This window comes from Pseudobacteroides sp., from assembly GCF_036567765.1.
Classification (GTDB): Bacteria; Bacillota; Clostridia; order Acetivibrionales; family DSM-2933; genus Pseudobacteroides.
The window spans coordinates 58,371-73,486 of sequence record NZ_DATCTU010000074.1 but is presented as its reverse complement, the minus strand read 5'-3'; the positions used below and the strand labels follow the sequence as shown (position 1 = coordinate 73,486).

Sequence of the window (15,116 nt, the reverse complement as noted above, 5' to 3'; positions counted from 1 at the left end):
GCAGTGGTATGTGTATTATTAATATGGTATAATGCAAATAATTGATTATTGTAAGATTTTAATTTAACAATATTATTAACAATATAAAAAGTAAGGTAAAAAGATATTGATGCTTATTGAATTTATCGAAAATGTATTAAAGGACAATAATGTAAGTCATTCGGACGTTAATCAGTACTCTCCTCTTGTACTAGCCTACATAGGTGATTCTGTCTATGAGGTTTTTATCCGTACCCTATTAGTGTCAAAGGGGAATGCACCTGTGTACAAGCTTCACAAGCAATCTGTTGCTTTTGTTAAGGCAAAAGCCCAATCCGATATCATTCATAGTATCATGGATAACTTAACTGAAGATGAGCAGGAGGTTGTGAGAAGGGGCAGAAACGCAAAATCCGGCACCATTCCTAAAAATGCTGACGTTGTAGAATACAAGTACGCAACAGGCTTTGAAACGCTGTTGGGCTATTTGTACTTGAAAAAGGATTACGGCAGGCTGACAGAAATTTTAAAAATGTCTGTATCTGTATAAATATATTAACTAAAAGAAAATATAATTACGTAAAATTTAAACATAATGAATTGAAAGAAGATAAATTATGAGTGATTTCAGAGGAAACAAGAATAGAAGAGATAGAAGAGACGGCAAACAGCCAAGAAGTTCAGGTGAATTTCACCTAGACAAAAAGAGAGAAGTGCTTGATAAACCTGACAGAAGTTTGGGGTTTGAAGGTGAAGATAAAAACTCAGACATATTAGAGGGCAGAAACCCTGTTTTGGAAGCGTTAAAAGCGGGAAGGACTATAAATAAGATACTTATTGCAAAAGGTGAGAGAGAAGGTTCTATAAAGCAAATTGCTGCAATGGCGAAGGAAATGGGAATAACTATCCAGGAGGTTGATAGAAGGAACCTTGACAGTATTTCCCTTACCAAATCTCATCAAGGTGTAATTGCTTATGTTTCTGTTAAGGAATATGTTGAAGTTGACGATATATTAAAGGAATCGGAGAATAGCGGAAAGCCTCCGTTTATTCTGATTCTTGATGAAATAAACGACGCACATAATCTGGGATCTATTTTAAGGACAGCCGATGCAGTAGGCGTGCATGGAGTTATTATACCCAAGAGAAGAGCGGTAGGACTCACATCTGTTGTAGCAAAGGCTTCTGCAGGAGCTATTGAATATGTACCTGTTGCGAGGGTAACAAATATTGCCCAGACCATTGATTATCTTAAGAAGAACAATATTTGGGTAATCGGAACAGATCAGACAGGTGAAAAAGAGTTTTACAAGAGCGACTTGAAAGGCCCTGTTGCACTGGTAATTGGCAGTGAGGGCGAAGGCATGGGCAGACTAGTAAGGGAAAAATGTGATTTTGTGGTTAGAATTCCAATGATGGGAAATATTTCGTCATTAAATGCCTCTGTTGCTGCTGCTGTCATGATGTACGAAATATTGAAGCAAAGAGGTGTGTAGAGGTATAGTGAAATAATAAGGCCTACAAATAAATATTATTGTTGTTTTTGAAGGCTATTTAGTAAAAACAGTCATGAAAAAAGAATTTTTTGATAGTATGACAATAGTGTTTACTAAACAATTTGATACTGCCGATAAATTATATCGAAAGATTTGTATTAAAATGAGGCATAACTTGTTTTAAGCTTGACAATAGGCAAGTTGCTCCTTATAATTTACTATATGTTGCCTTGACAATTTTAGGTTGCAAATGACTAGAATGACTGCAATGTAACTTTATTCCCACTGAATCAAATGAAAATATTAAATTATAGAAGTTAATTTTAATTGTTGAGTTTATTTAACAATGTTTTCTCTGATAAGGTATACCCCCGCCGGAAAGCATCCGGTCGGTTAAGTTTATAGATTTTAGGAAAAATTATTTTCCGATGGTTGAGCTGTAATTATTTGATACTGAATGTATGTTTATAATCCTGCTAAAGCTTTTGGGAAATATTGTAACAATAAAGTCAGACAGGGGGGCTTCAACTTGAAAACAAATGTACAAACCGGAATGGCCAATTCTTTTAGTACAATGCATGATGAGGAAGTAATATTAGATGCACGATCTGGTGACAGCATAGCCCTTGAATATCTTATCAACAAGTACAGGAGCTTCGTTCGTGCCAAAGCCAGAACATATTTTTTAATTGGTGCCGACAGGGAAGACATTATCCAGGAAGGAATGATCGGACTTTTTAAAGCCATCCGAGATTTCAGAGAGGACAAGTTGTCTTCATTCCGGGCTTTTGCCGAGCTTTGCATTACAAGACAAATAATTACTGCAATCAAAACAGCTACAAGGCAGAAGCATATTCCACTTAACTCTTATGTTTCACTTAACAGGCCCGTCTTTGACGAAGAGTCTGATCGCACCCTTATGGATTTGATAAGTGAGGAAAGCGTTTCCGACCCTGAAGAAATGATTATAAACAGGGAAGAGTTTAATGGTATTGAAGAAAAAATGGGTGAAATTCTGAGCGGCTTGGAATGGGAAGTTCTGTCACTTTATTTGCAGGGCAGATCATATCAGGAAATTGCTGAGGAACTGGACAGGCATGTAAAGTCAATAGATAATGCACTTCAGCGAGTAAAACGCAAATTGGAGAAATATCTTGAAGAAGGTAAGGTATAATCGCCATATTTCGTACAATATGGCACTAGACGATACATTGATTTTATGTTATAATTTCAATCGTCTCAAAAATATTTGATACATAAAGATAGCATTCCTAATTACGGGATGTTATTTTTGACCAATAAAGGAATAAACTGCGGGTGTAGTTCAATGGTAGAACATCAGCTTCCCAAGCTGACAGCGAGGGTTCGATTCCCTTCACCCGCTTATCGTGCCCTTATAGCTCAGTCGGCAGAGCGCATCCATGGTAAGGATGAGGTCACCAGTTCGATTCTGGTTAAGGGCTTAGAAAAAGAAACCGCAAACGTTAGAAAATAAAGCGTTTGCGGTTTTTCTGTGCAATCACATTAGAAATTAAAATTTGCGAATTTTTGCATCGTTTTTTATGATTTTTCATTTCTTAAGTGGTACTTAAGTGGTACAAAACAATCCTTGAAAAGCAGTAATACCAACACATACAAAAATGTGCAAAAATATAAAAATCACTTTTTCTTTTTAGTTTTCTTTTTGCTTGCTCTCTTGGTCTTTTCAGGAAGCTTTTCAGGAAGCTTTTCAGGTATGGAATCAGTGTTTAAAACTTGAACTGACTCTGAAACTATATTATCTATGAAGTGAACATATATATCATATGTTGTAGCGACTTTGGCATGGCCTAATAATTCACTAATTATTTTAATATCAACTTTATTTTTGAATAGCCTTGAAGCAAAAGTGTGCCTCATAGTATGAAGATGCACCCATCCTAATTTTAAATCCTCGCCTATATCTTTTAACGGCCGAGAACAATTTCTTTCACTTAACCTAGTACCGTTTTTAGTTTGAAATAATGGGCTTGAATCTTCTTTATTTTTCTGCTTATTCATATAGTCAGTTAATAATGTTAAAGTATGATCTGGTATAGGCACAATTCTTTTACTGGACTTTGTTTTTGGGCTGTTTTGGGCTGATTTAGTTTTACGTATAAAGGTTTTATTAACATTAACAGTTTTATCCTTAATGTTAATATCTGACCTATTTAGGGCAATTGCTTCCCCTGGCCTAAGCCCTGTGTTGGCCATAAAATTTAAATACATAAAATAATTGCTTCTTCTCATAAGTTCATTCATGAGAAGAGTATACTCATCCTCGGTTAATGCTTTTACCTCTCCTTCATCGCTATTATCTTTTTTAGGAATAATTAGTTTTTTAGCTGGATTTTTTACAATCATTCTCATGTCTTCTGCTTTATCTAATGCACCATTAATTAAACTGTGAGTTGCCTTAATGGTTTCTTCGGAATATTTTTCAATCAGTTTATTGTAGTATTTTTGGAGAATGTCTTGAGAAACATCTTTTAATCGCATATCGGCAATATCCGCATTTTCTATTCTCTTTAATGATGTTAGGTACTTTTCTTTGGTGTTGGTCTTAACAGTAGGCTTTTTATATGTCTCATACCATTCCTTGCACCAAACAATCAAGGATTTATCAGAAGGTTCAACATACTCGCCTTTACCTAAAGCCTGTAAAGCTTCTCTCATTCTTTCAAGCACTCCGCCAGGTCCAGTTTTCTTTTTGCCGTATATGCTTTTATATTTGGTTTTGCCACCCTCATCAACACCTATAGCATATCTGGCCTCATATATTTTCTTATCTTCCAGATATCTAACCATTCCTTCATTTCTTCCACGCCTTTTTTGCTTGTCCTTTTTAGGTTTTTTATCTTTTTCCATGTTCACCATCCTCTGTAAGTAATTTAATATCACAAATGAGTACAACGGAAAATTCCGTTCTATTCATAGAAAGGATACTTATAATGTCAGTACCCTTTTCCAAAATAGGATTTGTACCAAATTATTTAGTTAAAAGATATTTTGCATAATTCATTAGATCGTGCTTGAGATCTAATGGCAATTTTCTAAATAGATCGAGCATGGAAAGCTCGTCAGGATCAACCACATTCTGAGGAGCAGGAAAGAAGTCTTCTAGTGCGGTGCTCGTTGGACCGTCATAGACAGGTATCTCCTGCTTTAGAAGTTCTTTTTGAAATGCTTCATCGGGAATACCCAATTCTTTTTCTACTCTTGCCATCCATTCATAGCCGATTTCATAATCGCCAAAAGTACCTGGTATAAAAGAGTCGATATTTTGTAACCAATATAAAGGCACTCCAGTTTTTAGGGCTAAAGATTCTAATGACATTTCTTTTTCAATAAGCTTGTCATCAATCATACTTTTTAATGTTCTTCCTAAAAGATAGTCAGTAGATACATTAAAGTAATCTGCAATCTTTTCGAGTCTGTCAGATGATGGAAGTGTTTTTTCCCATTTTCTGATGCTTCCGTTTGCTAGTCCTGTATCCTGTTCAAGCCTTGATAAAGCTACTGATTTCTTAGAGCACAGCATTTTTATGCGTATTAATAAATTCATTGATATAGCCTCCAGTCTAAATAATTAAAAAATTTTTAAAAAAGTAGTTGACTATTTAGACTACAGACTATATACTTAGACTATAGACTAAATAGTTAGACAAAAATTGATTACACCTAATATTTATGTCTCGTTCCCAGCGAGTTGTCAATATGTATATATTAGCCTATAGTCTAAATTTTGTCAACATATTTTGCTGAATTTATTCAACATAATTACAAGATAAAGGAAGGGGGATAAAACAATATGGGAGATTTTGAAAAGGAAATGAGAAAAGCACTTATAGACAAAGAGCTTACAATCAAAGATTTATCAAAGCAGTTGGGCATTTCTCAAGCGTACCTGTATGACATATTAAAAGGAAATAGACCAGGAGCTAAACATAAAGAAAAAATCATTCAGGTACTTGGACTAAATGTGACAATCAATTAATAAGGAGGAATTGAAATAAAATGGATTATGTTGACGCAATGGAAGAACTCATTAATAAAGATGCTTCAATAGGTATTTCATATAGGAATTTTCGAAGCCTCAGTACCTTTGATCAATGTATGGCTTTATTAGCACTTAATACAAAAATAAAAAAACAGACTGATAAGATCGCAAAATTGAAAAGTTTTAAAACTAAAACAATTAGATGCACTTCCACCAGTTCCCAAATAACAGATAAGCTTAATAATCTGCTCAAGGAAAAGAAATTAACAAAACAAGACCTGTTTTTAATTCTCAATAACCTAACAATCCATTATGAGGAGGACTGCGAAAAATGACTCAATTAATGAAAATCAATAGTTCTGAAATAGCAATCAAAGAATATCAAGGCCAAAGAGTGGTAACTTTTAAGGAAATTGATATTGTGCATCAAAAGAAAGATAGTCAGTCTAGAAAAGCATTTCACAGAAACAAAAAACACTTTGTTGTGAATGAGGATTACTTCGTCCTCAATAAGGACGAAGCAGGAAAACAGGGCTTTTTAGCTCCTAATGGTTTGATTTTGTTAACAGAATCAGGGTATTTAATGCTCGCAAAAACCTTCGAGGATGAGCTGGCCTGGAAAATACAAAAGCTTTTAGTCAATAACTACTTTAGAGCCCCTATAGCTCCACTTTCTCCAATGAAGCCTAGATCCAACAATGAAGTTATAGGCTACTACAAACCAATAACGGTTAAGCCAGAACTGTATCAAAGAGTAAAAGAGTTGGCCGCATCAAAAGGCATGAACCTGAATGAAGTTGTAGAATACATGCTCAGCACCCCGACTTCAATAGTTCCAAGACCAAGTAATGAAGTAAAAATCAACTACCAAATAGCCACTCTCGAAGCCCTGCAGAATCAAAAGGATATAACAGTGTCTGAGGTTTGCGAAATAGCAAGAACAATTGCGACACTTGTAAGTGTTAACTCTGAACTATCAGGCAAATAAGTAATTCAAATCCAGCAATCAGATAAATCAATAAAATTTACAAAATGTTACGTAATTCGACTATAAAGCACTTAAAACCGTAACTAATAGGAAACATAAATTTGACTAAAAAGTTACATAGGGTATAACATAATACTAGAACGCCTGTTCGATATTATGCATGAAAGGAATCAAAATTATATGGAAGATTACAACAACTTACCGATGATATTAACCCCAAAGGATGTAATTGAATTTCTAAAAATGCCGCAGGATCAAGTTTACAGATTATTTAATAATAAGAAGTTTCCGTCAGAACGTATAAATTCAAAACACATCATAACCAGGCCTAAATTTTTAAAATGGTTAGGTGTTGACCAATAACCAATTCGAATTCGGAGGGCATGAACCATGTTAAAACTTAAACATTGCGAAGAATGCCACAAAAGAAAATTTTCCACAAAGAAGTACGGCCGTCATACACTCTGTAAAAGATGCTTAAGAAAAAGGATGGAGAGTATATCCAAACTATCAGATTGTTTCAACGAATTCGCATGATGGAGGCTTAAGCATTATGAATATCAGAAATCAAGATAAAGAGTTAATTTGGGGCGTTAAACGTGTCTACGCATCTAAACAGTATCACGAAAGAAAGTTTATAGGTTGGAATGTATACGCCATAGATGGCGACGACGATGTAGAGCTATTAGGCACACTGGACGAGGAAAGAGAAGCAACACAGATTGTAAACGAGATCAGGAAACTAATGGCTAAAGGCGTAGATTATTACGAATTTCCCGAACTGGTCGAGGATGTTTGGATGGATATGAAAATCGAGGACATAGAGAAACAAATACTTAGGAGGCGTTTCGGTATGAAATCAATTAACTGGTTTAAAGTCATAGTAGCTGTATTTGGTGTGGCAGTACCCTGGACAGTAATAGTTATTTTAATAGCTGGGAGGTGATCCAATCATGGAAATCAGATTTACCGTTTTCAAAAACGAAGATATCGAAAAGTATTGCAGCGATTTTGCAAAGTTAGGAGTTAAGAAAGCAGCTTCGCAAATAGAATTCGGACGTAGAAATGATAACAAGGCTCCGATTAATACCTACATAGTAATCAACACAGATGAGCCTTATATTCAGGAGGTTATTGAGATTATGAAAAAGCCTGGCCACGATATATGCCAATCACAAAAAGCTTTTTCTGATTCTAGCAATTATGTGTGTCGTTGCTGCAATAAACCGATTGAACTTTGTGACAGAGGCTAGAAAGAAGGTGATCCAATCATGGAAAAGACAATCAACATTAGCGGTCTAAAAACTTTTATAAATGCCCATTGCCCCAGAAAGCGTACCTACTGCAATGGTCAGCACATGCCAAGGATAGAAAACAACAAGGACAAAAACAGGCAACCTGATCGACCGCCATGCGAGTACTTTGTTAAAGGTAAATGTGTGCATCCCATGAACCCTAAAAACAATTCCGTAAATGTCAGAAAACAGTTATGTAAACAAATTAATTGAGGTGGTATTTATGCGAGAGTATAGGCTACGCAGGTGGATGAAAGTATTAGTTTCCAGCTTAGGACTCAACGCAGCGAATTGGCATTACATCAAGGTAGATGATAAGCAATTAACTATTATATACAAGCATACGTTTCATACTAAAACAATTCAAAGAAAGTGAGGCGAGTAAGAATTGACAATAACTGAGTTTCTACAAAAGCAATCCCTTCCCTATGACCAAAAGATTATCCATGCTGAAAAAAGAGCTTATGAGTTCAGGGATTGGGCAGAAGCAAACGGGAAAAACCTTTGCTGTAGCATAGGAGGGCTTGATAGTATCACGCTTTATTACTTCCTAAAGAAACTGAAAATAGACTTTACACCGGTTACAGTAAGCGTCTTAGAGGATGTAAGCATCCAGGAAATACATAGGCAAATCCCTGACATGGTGTTCCTAAAGCCCTATAAAAGTAAAACCCAAGTGCTTAAAGAACATGGATTTCCTGTCATATCAAAAGAAAAAGCCAGAAAAATTGAATTGCTTCAAACACCTGACAGCCCAAAGCAGACATTCATACATGCAATAATGACTGGGCAGATGGGAGAGCAGGGAGGATTTAAAAAGTCAGATAAAATAAAACTTCCTGAAAAATGGCTTAAATTGTTTGGCGGACCGTATAACCATCATAGGCCTGATATGCAGTGTAAAACCGCACCTTTTAAAGTATCATCTGAATGCTGCAAATGGATGAAGGAAAAACCTGCTCAGGATTGGCAAAAGCAAAATAACATGGTTCCTTATCTTGGACTTATGGCCTCAGAAGGCGGGCAGAGAGAAAAAGGCCTAATGAAAAATGGTTGTAATTACATAGGAAAAAGCACAATAAGAAGTTGCCCATTCGCAATATTTACCCGTCAAGATCTGCTTCAATTAGCTCTTGATCTTAATGCACCAGTACCGAAGATATATGGAACCATAGAGCAAAATGAAAATGGAATTCTTTATACCACAAGAGCTCAAAGAACTGGCTGCAGCATGTGCGGATTTGGAATACACATGGAAAAGCGTCCGCATAGGTTTGACAGGTTAAGAGAGGACAACGAGAAGGAATGGCGGTTTTGGATGTACGACATGGGATGGGGCGAGGTACTTACATATATAGGAGTCGAGTGGGAAAGTGAGGCGAAAACGGGATGTTAGCAGGTATTCCAATAGGTTTCATAGCCGGAATAATATTCACGATCCAGGTACAGCGAATTATAGCAAGCAGAAAGGAGGAACACAAGAAAAAAGCTGCAAAGTGTAACTACAACTATGGTGCAGACTACAAATAAAAATAGCCGCATTCATAGCGGCAGATAGAAAATTATTCGCAATTTCATTATAGCAAGAAAGTGAGGCGTTGTAAATGGCGTTGTACTCAAAGCATGACTTAGACGAACCCGGGAACGATGGCCAGACATTAAGACAACATATAAGATCGTCAGAAAGCCGCTTCGGCCTTGAGAGAACTAACCTTGGCAGTATGACAGATGAAAAGCTAACCATATATGTAGAATGGCTCGACCATCTTGATAAGACAGGATGGCATGACGGGCTGGAGGATAGGAGGAGTTGGTAAAGTATTATTTGAAATATATTCACGGATGGAAACAAAGGCCGTGTACTGCATGCAATGGCTCTGGATATTATGACCACGACGGAAGCCCTCCATGCGGTGCATGCGAAGGAACAGGAAAAGAGACTTATAAACCTGATGAAACCAATTAAAAATTATTAAATATAAAAGGAGATATGAGAACTATGGAAATCAAAATTAATGTATCAGCACCTGAAATGGTGGAAGCAATCAACAACTTAGCTGCAGCACTTACAATCGGTAAAGAATCAACAAGCACTAAGACTTCCAGAAGTAAAGCAAGTCAGGTAGCACCTGCAACACCTGCAGCAACTACACCCGAGCCAGTACAGCAGCCAGTGCAACAGCCAGCTCCCGTCCAAGCACCAACACCAGTACAGCAATGCGGAGATTGCAACACCTACACACCTGATCCAGTGTTAACTTCTGTAGGTAATTGCAATAACCCTGTAGCACCTACACCCGTTAATGGCTTTGTACCAACAGCACAGCCAGCATGTAATGAGTATCAACAGCCTATGCAGCCGGTGCAATATCCTCAGACACCGCCACAAGCACCAGTACAACAAGCACCTGTTAACACTCCGCAGCCCCCAGTTGCACCGACCACAGCACCTACATACACCCTTGAGCAATTATCACTTGCAGCCACTCAGCTTGTAGACGCGGGCAGAGTAAACGAGGTAAGAGCCTTAGTTGGTTCATATGGAATACCAGCATTGACGGCATTGCCAAAAGACAAATACTCTGAATTTGCTTTCAAGCTGCGTGAAATGGGGGCGAAGCTGTAATGCCAGAACAACACGCGTTATTGTCGGCCAGCGGATCACACAAGTGGCTACACTGCACGCCGTCCGCAAGGCTGGAAGAAAAAATGCCAGAGCAGGAAAGTGTTTACGCAAATGAAGGCAGACTGGCCCATGAGATTGGGGAGCTAAAACTAAAGAAGCAATTCACCGATCCAATGGGGCCGAAGAAATACAAAAGTGCTTTAAAGAAGCTTCAGGAAAATCCATTGTACCAGGATGAAATGGACAGATACACAGACATGTATGTCGAACACATAGCTGGTATAATACACAGTTTTACGTCGCCGCCCTACATAGCAATTGAGAAAAGATTAGACTACAGCCAATATGCCCCGGAGGGATTTGGCACTGGTGACTGTATCATAATAGGCGGAAATACGCTTCATGTAATTGATCTTAAATATGGTAAGGGCGTGCCAGTATCGGCCAAAGATAACCCACAAATGAAGTTGTACGCACTTGGTGCATTTACAGAGTATTCGTTCCTATATCAGATAGAAAAAATTAGCACGACAATTATTCAGCCAAGGCTAGACAACATATCGAATGATGTAATAACAATTGATGAGCTATTAAAATGGGGTGCTGCAATAGCTCCCACAGCTCAAAAGGCGTTTTTCGGTGAAGGTGAACATGTACCGGGTGAATGGTGTAGGTTCTGTAGAGCTAAAGCCTTATGTAGGGCTCGAGCCGATTTCAATATGGCACTCGACACCTACAAGCAGATAAATCCAGCACTTATAACCAATGACGAGATTGGCCGGATACTACAGAAAGCAAAAGACCTGGCAGCCTGGGCGAAAGACTTGGAGGAATACGCACTTAGCGAATTACTAAAAGGTAATCAGGTTGAAGGATGGAAAGCAGTTGAGGGAAGAAGCAACAGGCGATTTATTAACCAGGATGAAGCTTTTGCGGTAGTAAAGGCAAACGGCATTGACGAGGCAATGTTATATGAGAGAAAACCGATCACATTAACAGCAGTGGAGAAGTTATTAGGCGAAAAGAGATTCAACGAGTTATTAGGTAATCACGTTGAAAAACCAAAGGGCAGTCCGACATTAGCTACAATTGAGGATAAGAGATCAGCATATCAAACGATCACATTACAAGAGGCATTTGGGAATTAATAATCAAATCAAAACGGAGGAATGAAAACTATGAGTAATAATCCAACAACAATAACAACAGGTCAAGCAAGATTAAGCTATGTGCATCTTTATCAGCCATATTCAGCTCAGCCCAACCAAGAGCCAAAGTATAGTGTAACTATTCTAATACCTAAAACAGACATAGCAACAAAGCAGAGAATCGACGCGGCTATTAATGCAGCTATCACCGCGGCTGTAGCTGGTAAGTGGAACGGGGCAAGACCTCCACAGATATCAACACCAGTGCAGGACGGTGACGGACTACGCAGGAATGGCGAGCCATTTGGCCAGGAGTGCAAAGGGCATTGGGTAATTAATGCATCATCAAAGCAACAACCGCCTGTGTGCGATCTGCAGCTCAATCCAATTATCAATCAGACAGAAGTATATAGCGGCATGTATGCCCGTGTAAGCATTAATTTCTTTGGTTTCTTCAACTCAGGTAACAAAGGCATAGGCTGCGGATTAAATGCAGTGCAGAAAGTAGCGGACGGTGAGCCATTAGGAAATAGGGTATCAGTAGAATCGGCATTTGGTGACACAGGATTTGCGGCACCGCAACAGTTTACACAGCCAGTACAGCAGCCAGTGTATACTCCTCCGCAGCCTGGTGGGTACATACCTCCATCAAACGGTGCTTATTACCCACCAGCAGGTGCACCAGTACAACAACAGGCTATTGATCCAATAACAGGGTTGCCGATTAATGGCGGAATATACGGATTATGAGACACTTATCGGTGGATATTGAGACCTACAGTAGTGTAGATATTAAAAAAGCGGGACTGTTCAAATATGTTCAGTCCCCTGACTTTCAAATACTGCTATTCGCGTATTCGGTTGATTATGGGCAAACACAAATAGTTGACTTAGCACAAGGCGAAATAATACCAAACGATATCGTATGGGCTTTACAAGATGAAAACTTTATCAAGCACGCATACAATGCACCTTTTGAGTGGTACTGCCTTAACAAGTTTTATTACTCTCCGCTGCATCAGTGGCAATGTACTATGTTTCATGGTTTATATTGTGGTTATCCTGCAGGACTTGCAGCAGTTGGAGAGGCGTTAGGACTTTCGCAGGATAAGAAAAAAATGGGCATAGGCTCAGCACTAATAAAAATATTCTGTGTACCATGCAAGCCTACAGCTAAAAACGGCTTTAGAACCAGGACACTGCCGCACCATGAACCGGAGAAATGGCAGTTATTTAAAAGCTATTGTGTGCGAGATGTTGTTACAGAAATGACAGTCGATTTAAAATTACAGAGTTTTCCCGTGCCGCCTAAAGAACAATATCTATGGTGCTTAGATCAAATCATTAATAGTGGCGGCGTTATGGTAGATCAAGACCTAATTGCAGGATCACTGGAATGTAATGAAATAATAACGGCTGAATTACTAAATGAAGCAGTAAGTATATCCGGGCTTGAAAATCCTAAAAGTGTAAAGCAGTTATCTGAATGGCTGACTAATGAAACAGGCGAAGAAATTGAAAACCTTCAAAAAGGAACGGTTAAGAAGCTTATTGATAAGGTAGACAGTGACACAGCAAAAAGAATGTTGGAGATCCGTCAAGAGTTATCCAAGACAAGTGTTAAAAAGTACAATGCAATGCGTGAAGCTGTTTGTGCTGATAGTAGGGTTAGAGGGTTGTTACAGTTCTACGGTGCAAATAGAACAGGCCGCTGGGCTGGAAGGTTGGTCCAGGTGCAAAACCTACCCCGTAATTACTTAGAAACTTTATCGCATGCAAGGGATTGTGTAAAAGACAAAAATATTAATGCACTCAAAGTTATATACGGCAATATACCCGACACACTGTCCCAGCTAATAAGAACTGCTTTCATTCCTGCACCTGGTAACGCGTTCGCCGTTGCTGACTTTTCGGCCATTGAGGCTAGAGTAATAGCCTGGTTAGCTCAAGAACAATGGCGGCTTGAAGTATTTGCAACACATGGCAAGATATATGAGGCCAGTGCTAGTCAAATGTTTGGCGTACCGCTTGAAAAGATCAAAAAGGGTAATCCTGAATATGATCTTAGGCAAAAAGGTAAAATTGCGGAGCTTGCACTTGGGTATCAAGGCGGGGCAGGTGCTTTAAAATCAATGGATAACAAAAATGAACTAAATGAAGAAGAGCTTCCGGAGATAGTTAAACGGTGGAGAGCTGCAAACAAAAGAATCGTTGACCTATGGTATACCTTAGAAAATGCAGCACTGCAAGCGGTTAAAACAGGCCAGCCGGTGGGTGTAAGAGGTTTAATATTTGCAAGAGAGCTAGACAGTAGAAACGGTCAGGACTTTTTAACTATAACTTTGCCTAGTGGTAGAAAGCTATTCTATGTTAAACCTCACTTAGGACTTAACTCCTGGGGCAAAGAAGCAATTTTCTATTACGGCCTGGACCAAGACACTAAGAAATGGACGCAGCTGCAGACATACGGGGGCAAAATCGTTGAAAACTGTATTCAGGCAATAGCGAGGGACTGTCTTGCTGAAAGTTTAATCAGGCTATACGCAGCCGGTTATAAAGTTGTAATGCATGTACATGATGAATGTATTGCAGAAGTACCGGAGCACTCTGAGGCGGCACTGGAAGATATGATTAAAATAATGTGTGAGCCGATGCCATGGGCACCTGATTTACTACTTAAGGCTGATGGGTTCGTGACTAAATTCTATAAGAAGGAGTGAGGATGTTGAAAATAGCTAGAGTTTTCCCAAGAATAACAAAGGCAACACCTGATGATGAATTAGCTTTTTTCGGATATCCGAAGCCAGGCTTAGAAGTCGATGAGGTGCATGTGTCAGTAACATTTACCTATGATAAATCACAGGGCGAATACTTAGCAGGATTATGGAGTAAAGCGGGCTATAACGTCAAAATAGGTGGCCCAGCATATGGGGATAAAACAGATTTCTTTATACCTGGAATGTATCTTAAAAAGGGCTATGTTATAACCTCTGTAGGTTGCAACAATAATTGCTGGTTTTGCAGAGTTCCAAAGACGCAAGGACCATTGAGGGAAATGCCAATTGTAATGGATGGTTGGATAGTTCAAGATGATAACCTGCTTTCATGCTCTGAGGCTCATATAAGGTATGTATTCAGCATGTTAAAGCGACAACCTGAACGGCCAAAATTCACCGGAGGGCTTGAAGCAAAACTGCTCAAACCTTGGCACGTTGAGTTAATACAAGATGTAAAAGTGCAAGAGCTTTATTTTGCTTATGATACGCCAGATGATTATGAGCCGCTCGTAAATGCTGGAAAACTATTAGCTGATTATGGATTTACACTAAAAAAAAGAAAGTGTTTTGCATATGTGCTGGTAGGCTATCCAAATGACACATTTGATAAGGCAGAAAATAGATTGATTAATACACTCAAAGCTGGATTTATGCCGTTTGCTATGTTGTACAAAGACGAAAGCGGATTTGAGGACCCTGAATGGGCAAAATTCCAAAGGCTGTGGGCTAGGCCAGCTATTATATATTCACGTAATAAAGAATTTTTTAAGTAAAGGATTAAAGATT

General features: G+C 38.5%; 21 protein-coding genes and 2 tRNA genes. 21 read left to right on the top strand and 2 right to left on the bottom strand.

The window, feature by feature from the left end:
• The first annotated feature begins 109 nt into the window (after positions 1-109).
• The 6 genes from VIO64_RS10920 (at position 110) to VIO64_RS10900 (ending at position 2,938) form a co-directional block, all read left to right on the top strand.
• Positions 110-529 (top strand): Mini-ribonuclease 3, encoded by a 420-nt coding sequence (locus VIO64_RS10920; protein WP_331918045.1) that lies wholly within the window; start codon positions 110-112, stop codon positions 527-529.
• Between the two features lie 67 nt (positions 530-596).
• Positions 597-1,475 (top strand): 23S rRNA (guanosine(2251)-2'-O)-methyltransferase RlmB, encoded by an 879-nt coding sequence (gene rlmB, locus VIO64_RS10915; RefSeq protein ID WP_331918043.1) that lies wholly within the window; start codon positions 597-599, stop codon positions 1,473-1,475.
• Positions 1,476-1,503: 28 nt separating this feature from the next.
• On the top strand, positions 1,504-1,659 hold the full coding sequence (locus VIO64_RS23090) for an NYN domain-containing protein (protein WP_414705267.1): 156 nt from the start codon (positions 1,504-1,506) through the stop codon (positions 1,657-1,659).
• A 345-nt stretch (positions 1,660-2,004) separates the two neighbouring features.
• Positions 2,005-2,649, top strand: a complete 645-nt coding sequence (gene sigH / locus VIO64_RS10910) for an RNA polymerase sporulation sigma factor SigH (RefSeq protein ID WP_331918041.1) — start codon at positions 2,005-2,007, stop codon at positions 2,647-2,649.
• Positions 2,650-2,788: 139 nt separating this feature from the next.
• Positions 2,789-2,859, top strand: a tRNA-Gly gene (locus VIO64_RS10905).
• Positions 2,860-2,865: 6 nt separating this feature from the next.
• A tRNA-Thr gene (locus VIO64_RS10900) sits at positions 2,866-2,938 on the top strand.
• Between the two features lie 196 nt (positions 2,939-3,134).
• On the opposite strand, the gene VIO64_RS10895 is transcribed toward VIO64_RS10900, so the two are convergent.
• Both VIO64_RS10895 and VIO64_RS10890 read right to left on the bottom strand, forming a co-directional pair.
• Entirely contained in the window at positions 3,135-4,364 is a 1,230-nt protein-coding gene (locus VIO64_RS10895) for a tyrosine-type recombinase/integrase (RefSeq protein WP_331918039.1), read from the bottom strand.
• A 121-nt stretch (positions 4,365-4,485) separates the two neighbouring features.
• Entirely contained in the window at positions 4,486-5,061 is a 576-nt protein-coding gene (locus VIO64_RS10890; protein ID WP_331918037.1) for a helix-turn-helix transcriptional regulator, read from the bottom strand.
• Positions 5,062-5,307: 246 nt separating this feature from the next.
• On the opposite strand from VIO64_RS10890, the gene VIO64_RS10885 reads away from it, so the two are divergent.
• From VIO64_RS10885 to VIO64_RS10815, 15 genes are all read left to right on the top strand, one after another.
• A complete protein-coding gene (locus tag VIO64_RS10885) occupies positions 5,308-5,493 on the top strand; it encodes a helix-turn-helix transcriptional regulator (RefSeq protein WP_331918035.1) in 186 nt (61 codons plus the stop codon).
• A 20-nt stretch (positions 5,494-5,513) separates the two neighbouring features.
• Complete coding sequence (locus VIO64_RS10880) at positions 5,514-5,831, top strand: hypothetical protein (protein WP_331918033.1); 318 nt, start codon at positions 5,514-5,516, stop codon at positions 5,829-5,831.
• Positions 5,828-6,484: an ORF6N domain-containing protein gene (locus VIO64_RS10875; RefSeq protein WP_331918031.1), complete on the top strand. Its 657-nt coding sequence runs from the start codon at positions 5,828-5,830 to the stop codon at positions 6,482-6,484. Before VIO64_RS10880 ends, VIO64_RS10875 begins: the two co-directional genes overlap by 4 nt.
• 553 nt (positions 6,485-7,037) lie before the next feature.
• Positions 7,038-7,430 carry a hypothetical protein gene (locus VIO64_RS10870; RefSeq protein WP_331918029.1) on the top strand — a complete coding sequence of 131 codons (393 nt, stop codon included), beginning with the start codon at positions 7,038-7,040 and terminating at the stop codon, positions 7,428-7,430.
• A 7-nt stretch (positions 7,431-7,437) separates the two neighbouring features.
• Entirely contained in the window at positions 7,438-7,737 is a 300-nt protein-coding gene (locus VIO64_RS10865; protein ID WP_331918027.1) for a hypothetical protein, read from the top strand.
• Positions 7,738-7,755: 18 nt separating this feature from the next.
• Complete coding sequence (locus tag VIO64_RS10860) at positions 7,756-7,992, top strand: hypothetical protein (RefSeq protein WP_331918025.1); 237 nt, start codon at positions 7,756-7,758, stop codon at positions 7,990-7,992.
• Positions 7,993-8,167: 175 nt separating this feature from the next.
• Positions 8,168-9,175, top strand: coding sequence for a hypothetical protein (locus VIO64_RS10855; RefSeq protein ID WP_331918023.1), 1,008 nt, complete (start codon positions 8,168-8,170; stop codon positions 9,173-9,175).
• Positions 9,169-9,309, top strand: a complete 141-nt coding sequence (locus VIO64_RS10850) for a hypothetical protein (RefSeq protein WP_331918021.1) — start codon at positions 9,169-9,171, stop codon at positions 9,307-9,309. The genes VIO64_RS10855 and VIO64_RS10850 overlap by 7 nt, the downstream gene beginning before the upstream one ends.
• Before the next feature lie 74 nt (positions 9,310-9,383).
• Complete coding sequence (locus tag VIO64_RS10845) at positions 9,384-9,596, top strand: hypothetical protein (RefSeq protein WP_331918019.1); 213 nt, start codon at positions 9,384-9,386, stop codon at positions 9,594-9,596.
• Positions 9,590-9,745 (top strand): hypothetical protein, encoded by a 156-nt coding sequence (locus tag VIO64_RS10840; protein ID WP_331918017.1) that lies wholly within the window; start codon positions 9,590-9,592, stop codon positions 9,743-9,745. Before VIO64_RS10845 ends, VIO64_RS10840 begins: the two co-directional genes overlap by 7 nt.
• A 33-nt stretch (positions 9,746-9,778) precedes the next feature.
• On the top strand, positions 9,779-10,405 hold the full coding sequence (locus tag VIO64_RS10835; RefSeq protein WP_331918015.1) for a hypothetical protein: 627 nt from the start codon (positions 9,779-9,781) through the stop codon (positions 10,403-10,405).
• Positions 10,405-11,553 carry a DUF2800 domain-containing protein gene (locus VIO64_RS10830; protein ID WP_331918013.1) on the top strand — a complete coding sequence of 383 codons (1,149 nt, stop codon included), beginning with the start codon at positions 10,405-10,407 and terminating at the stop codon, positions 11,551-11,553. The genes VIO64_RS10835 and VIO64_RS10830 overlap by 1 nt, the downstream gene beginning before the upstream one ends.
• Positions 11,554-11,583: 30 nt before the next feature.
• Complete coding sequence (locus VIO64_RS10825; RefSeq protein WP_331918011.1) at positions 11,584-12,303, top strand: DUF2815 family protein; 720 nt, start codon at positions 11,584-11,586, stop codon at positions 12,301-12,303.
• Positions 12,300-14,273: a DNA polymerase gene (locus VIO64_RS10820; protein ID WP_331918009.1), complete on the top strand. Its 1,974-nt coding sequence runs from the start codon at positions 12,300-12,302 to the stop codon at positions 14,271-14,273. Before VIO64_RS10825 ends, VIO64_RS10820 begins: the two co-directional genes overlap by 4 nt.
• Before the next feature lie 2 nt (positions 14,274-14,275).
• Entirely contained in the window at positions 14,276-15,103 is an 828-nt protein-coding gene (locus VIO64_RS10815; RefSeq protein ID WP_331918007.1) for a hypothetical protein, read from the top strand.
• Positions 15,104-15,116: the final 13 nt, after the last annotated feature.

Excerpts from the sequence above, each read along its gene's own strand:
- VIO64_RS10920 (WP_331918045.1), top strand. The coding sequence starts at position 110 with ATGCTTATTGAATTTATCGAAAATGTATTAAAGGACAATAATGTAAGT.
- rlmB (WP_331918043.1), top strand. The coding sequence starts at position 597 with ATGAGTGATTTCAGAGGAAACAAGAATAGAAGAGATAGAAGAGACGGC.
- VIO64_RS10895 (WP_331918039.1), bottom strand. The coding sequence starts at position 4,364 with ATGGAAAAAGATAAAAAACCTAAAAAGGACAAGCAAAAAAGGCGTGGA.
- VIO64_RS10890 (WP_331918037.1), bottom strand. The coding sequence starts at position 5,061 with ATGAATTTATTAATACGCATAAAAATGCTGTGCTCTAAGAAATCAGTA.
- VIO64_RS10885 (WP_331918035.1), top strand. The coding sequence starts at position 5,308 with ATGGGAGATTTTGAAAAGGAAATGAGAAAAGCACTTATAGACAAAGAG.
- VIO64_RS10880 (WP_331918033.1), top strand. The coding sequence starts at position 5,514 with ATGGATTATGTTGACGCAATGGAAGAACTCATTAATAAAGATGCTTCA.
- VIO64_RS10875 (WP_331918031.1), top strand. The coding sequence starts at position 5,828 with ATGACTCAATTAATGAAAATCAATAGTTCTGAAATAGCAATCAAAGAA.
- VIO64_RS10870 (WP_331918029.1), top strand. The coding sequence starts at position 7,038 with ATGAATATCAGAAATCAAGATAAAGAGTTAATTTGGGGCGTTAAACGT.
- VIO64_RS10865 (WP_331918027.1), top strand. The coding sequence starts at position 7,438 with ATGGAAATCAGATTTACCGTTTTCAAAAACGAAGATATCGAAAAGTAT.
- VIO64_RS10860 (WP_331918025.1), top strand. The coding sequence starts at position 7,756 with ATGGAAAAGACAATCAACATTAGCGGTCTAAAAACTTTTATAAATGCC.
- VIO64_RS10850 (WP_331918021.1), top strand. The coding sequence starts at position 9,169 with ATGTTAGCAGGTATTCCAATAGGTTTCATAGCCGGAATAATATTCACG.
- VIO64_RS10845 (WP_331918019.1), top strand. The coding sequence starts at position 9,384 with ATGGCGTTGTACTCAAAGCATGACTTAGACGAACCCGGGAACGATGGC.
- VIO64_RS10835 (WP_331918015.1), top strand. The coding sequence starts at position 9,779 with ATGGAAATCAAAATTAATGTATCAGCACCTGAAATGGTGGAAGCAATC.
- VIO64_RS10830 (WP_331918013.1), top strand. The coding sequence starts at position 10,405 with ATGCCAGAACAACACGCGTTATTGTCGGCCAGCGGATCACACAAGTGG.
- VIO64_RS10825 (WP_331918011.1), top strand. The coding sequence starts at position 11,584 with ATGAGTAATAATCCAACAACAATAACAACAGGTCAAGCAAGATTAAGC.
- VIO64_RS10820 (WP_331918009.1), top strand. The coding sequence starts at position 12,300 with ATGAGACACTTATCGGTGGATATTGAGACCTACAGTAGTGTAGATATT.
- VIO64_RS10815 (WP_331918007.1), top strand. The coding sequence starts at position 14,276 with ATGTTGAAAATAGCTAGAGTTTTCCCAAGAATAACAAAGGCAACACCT.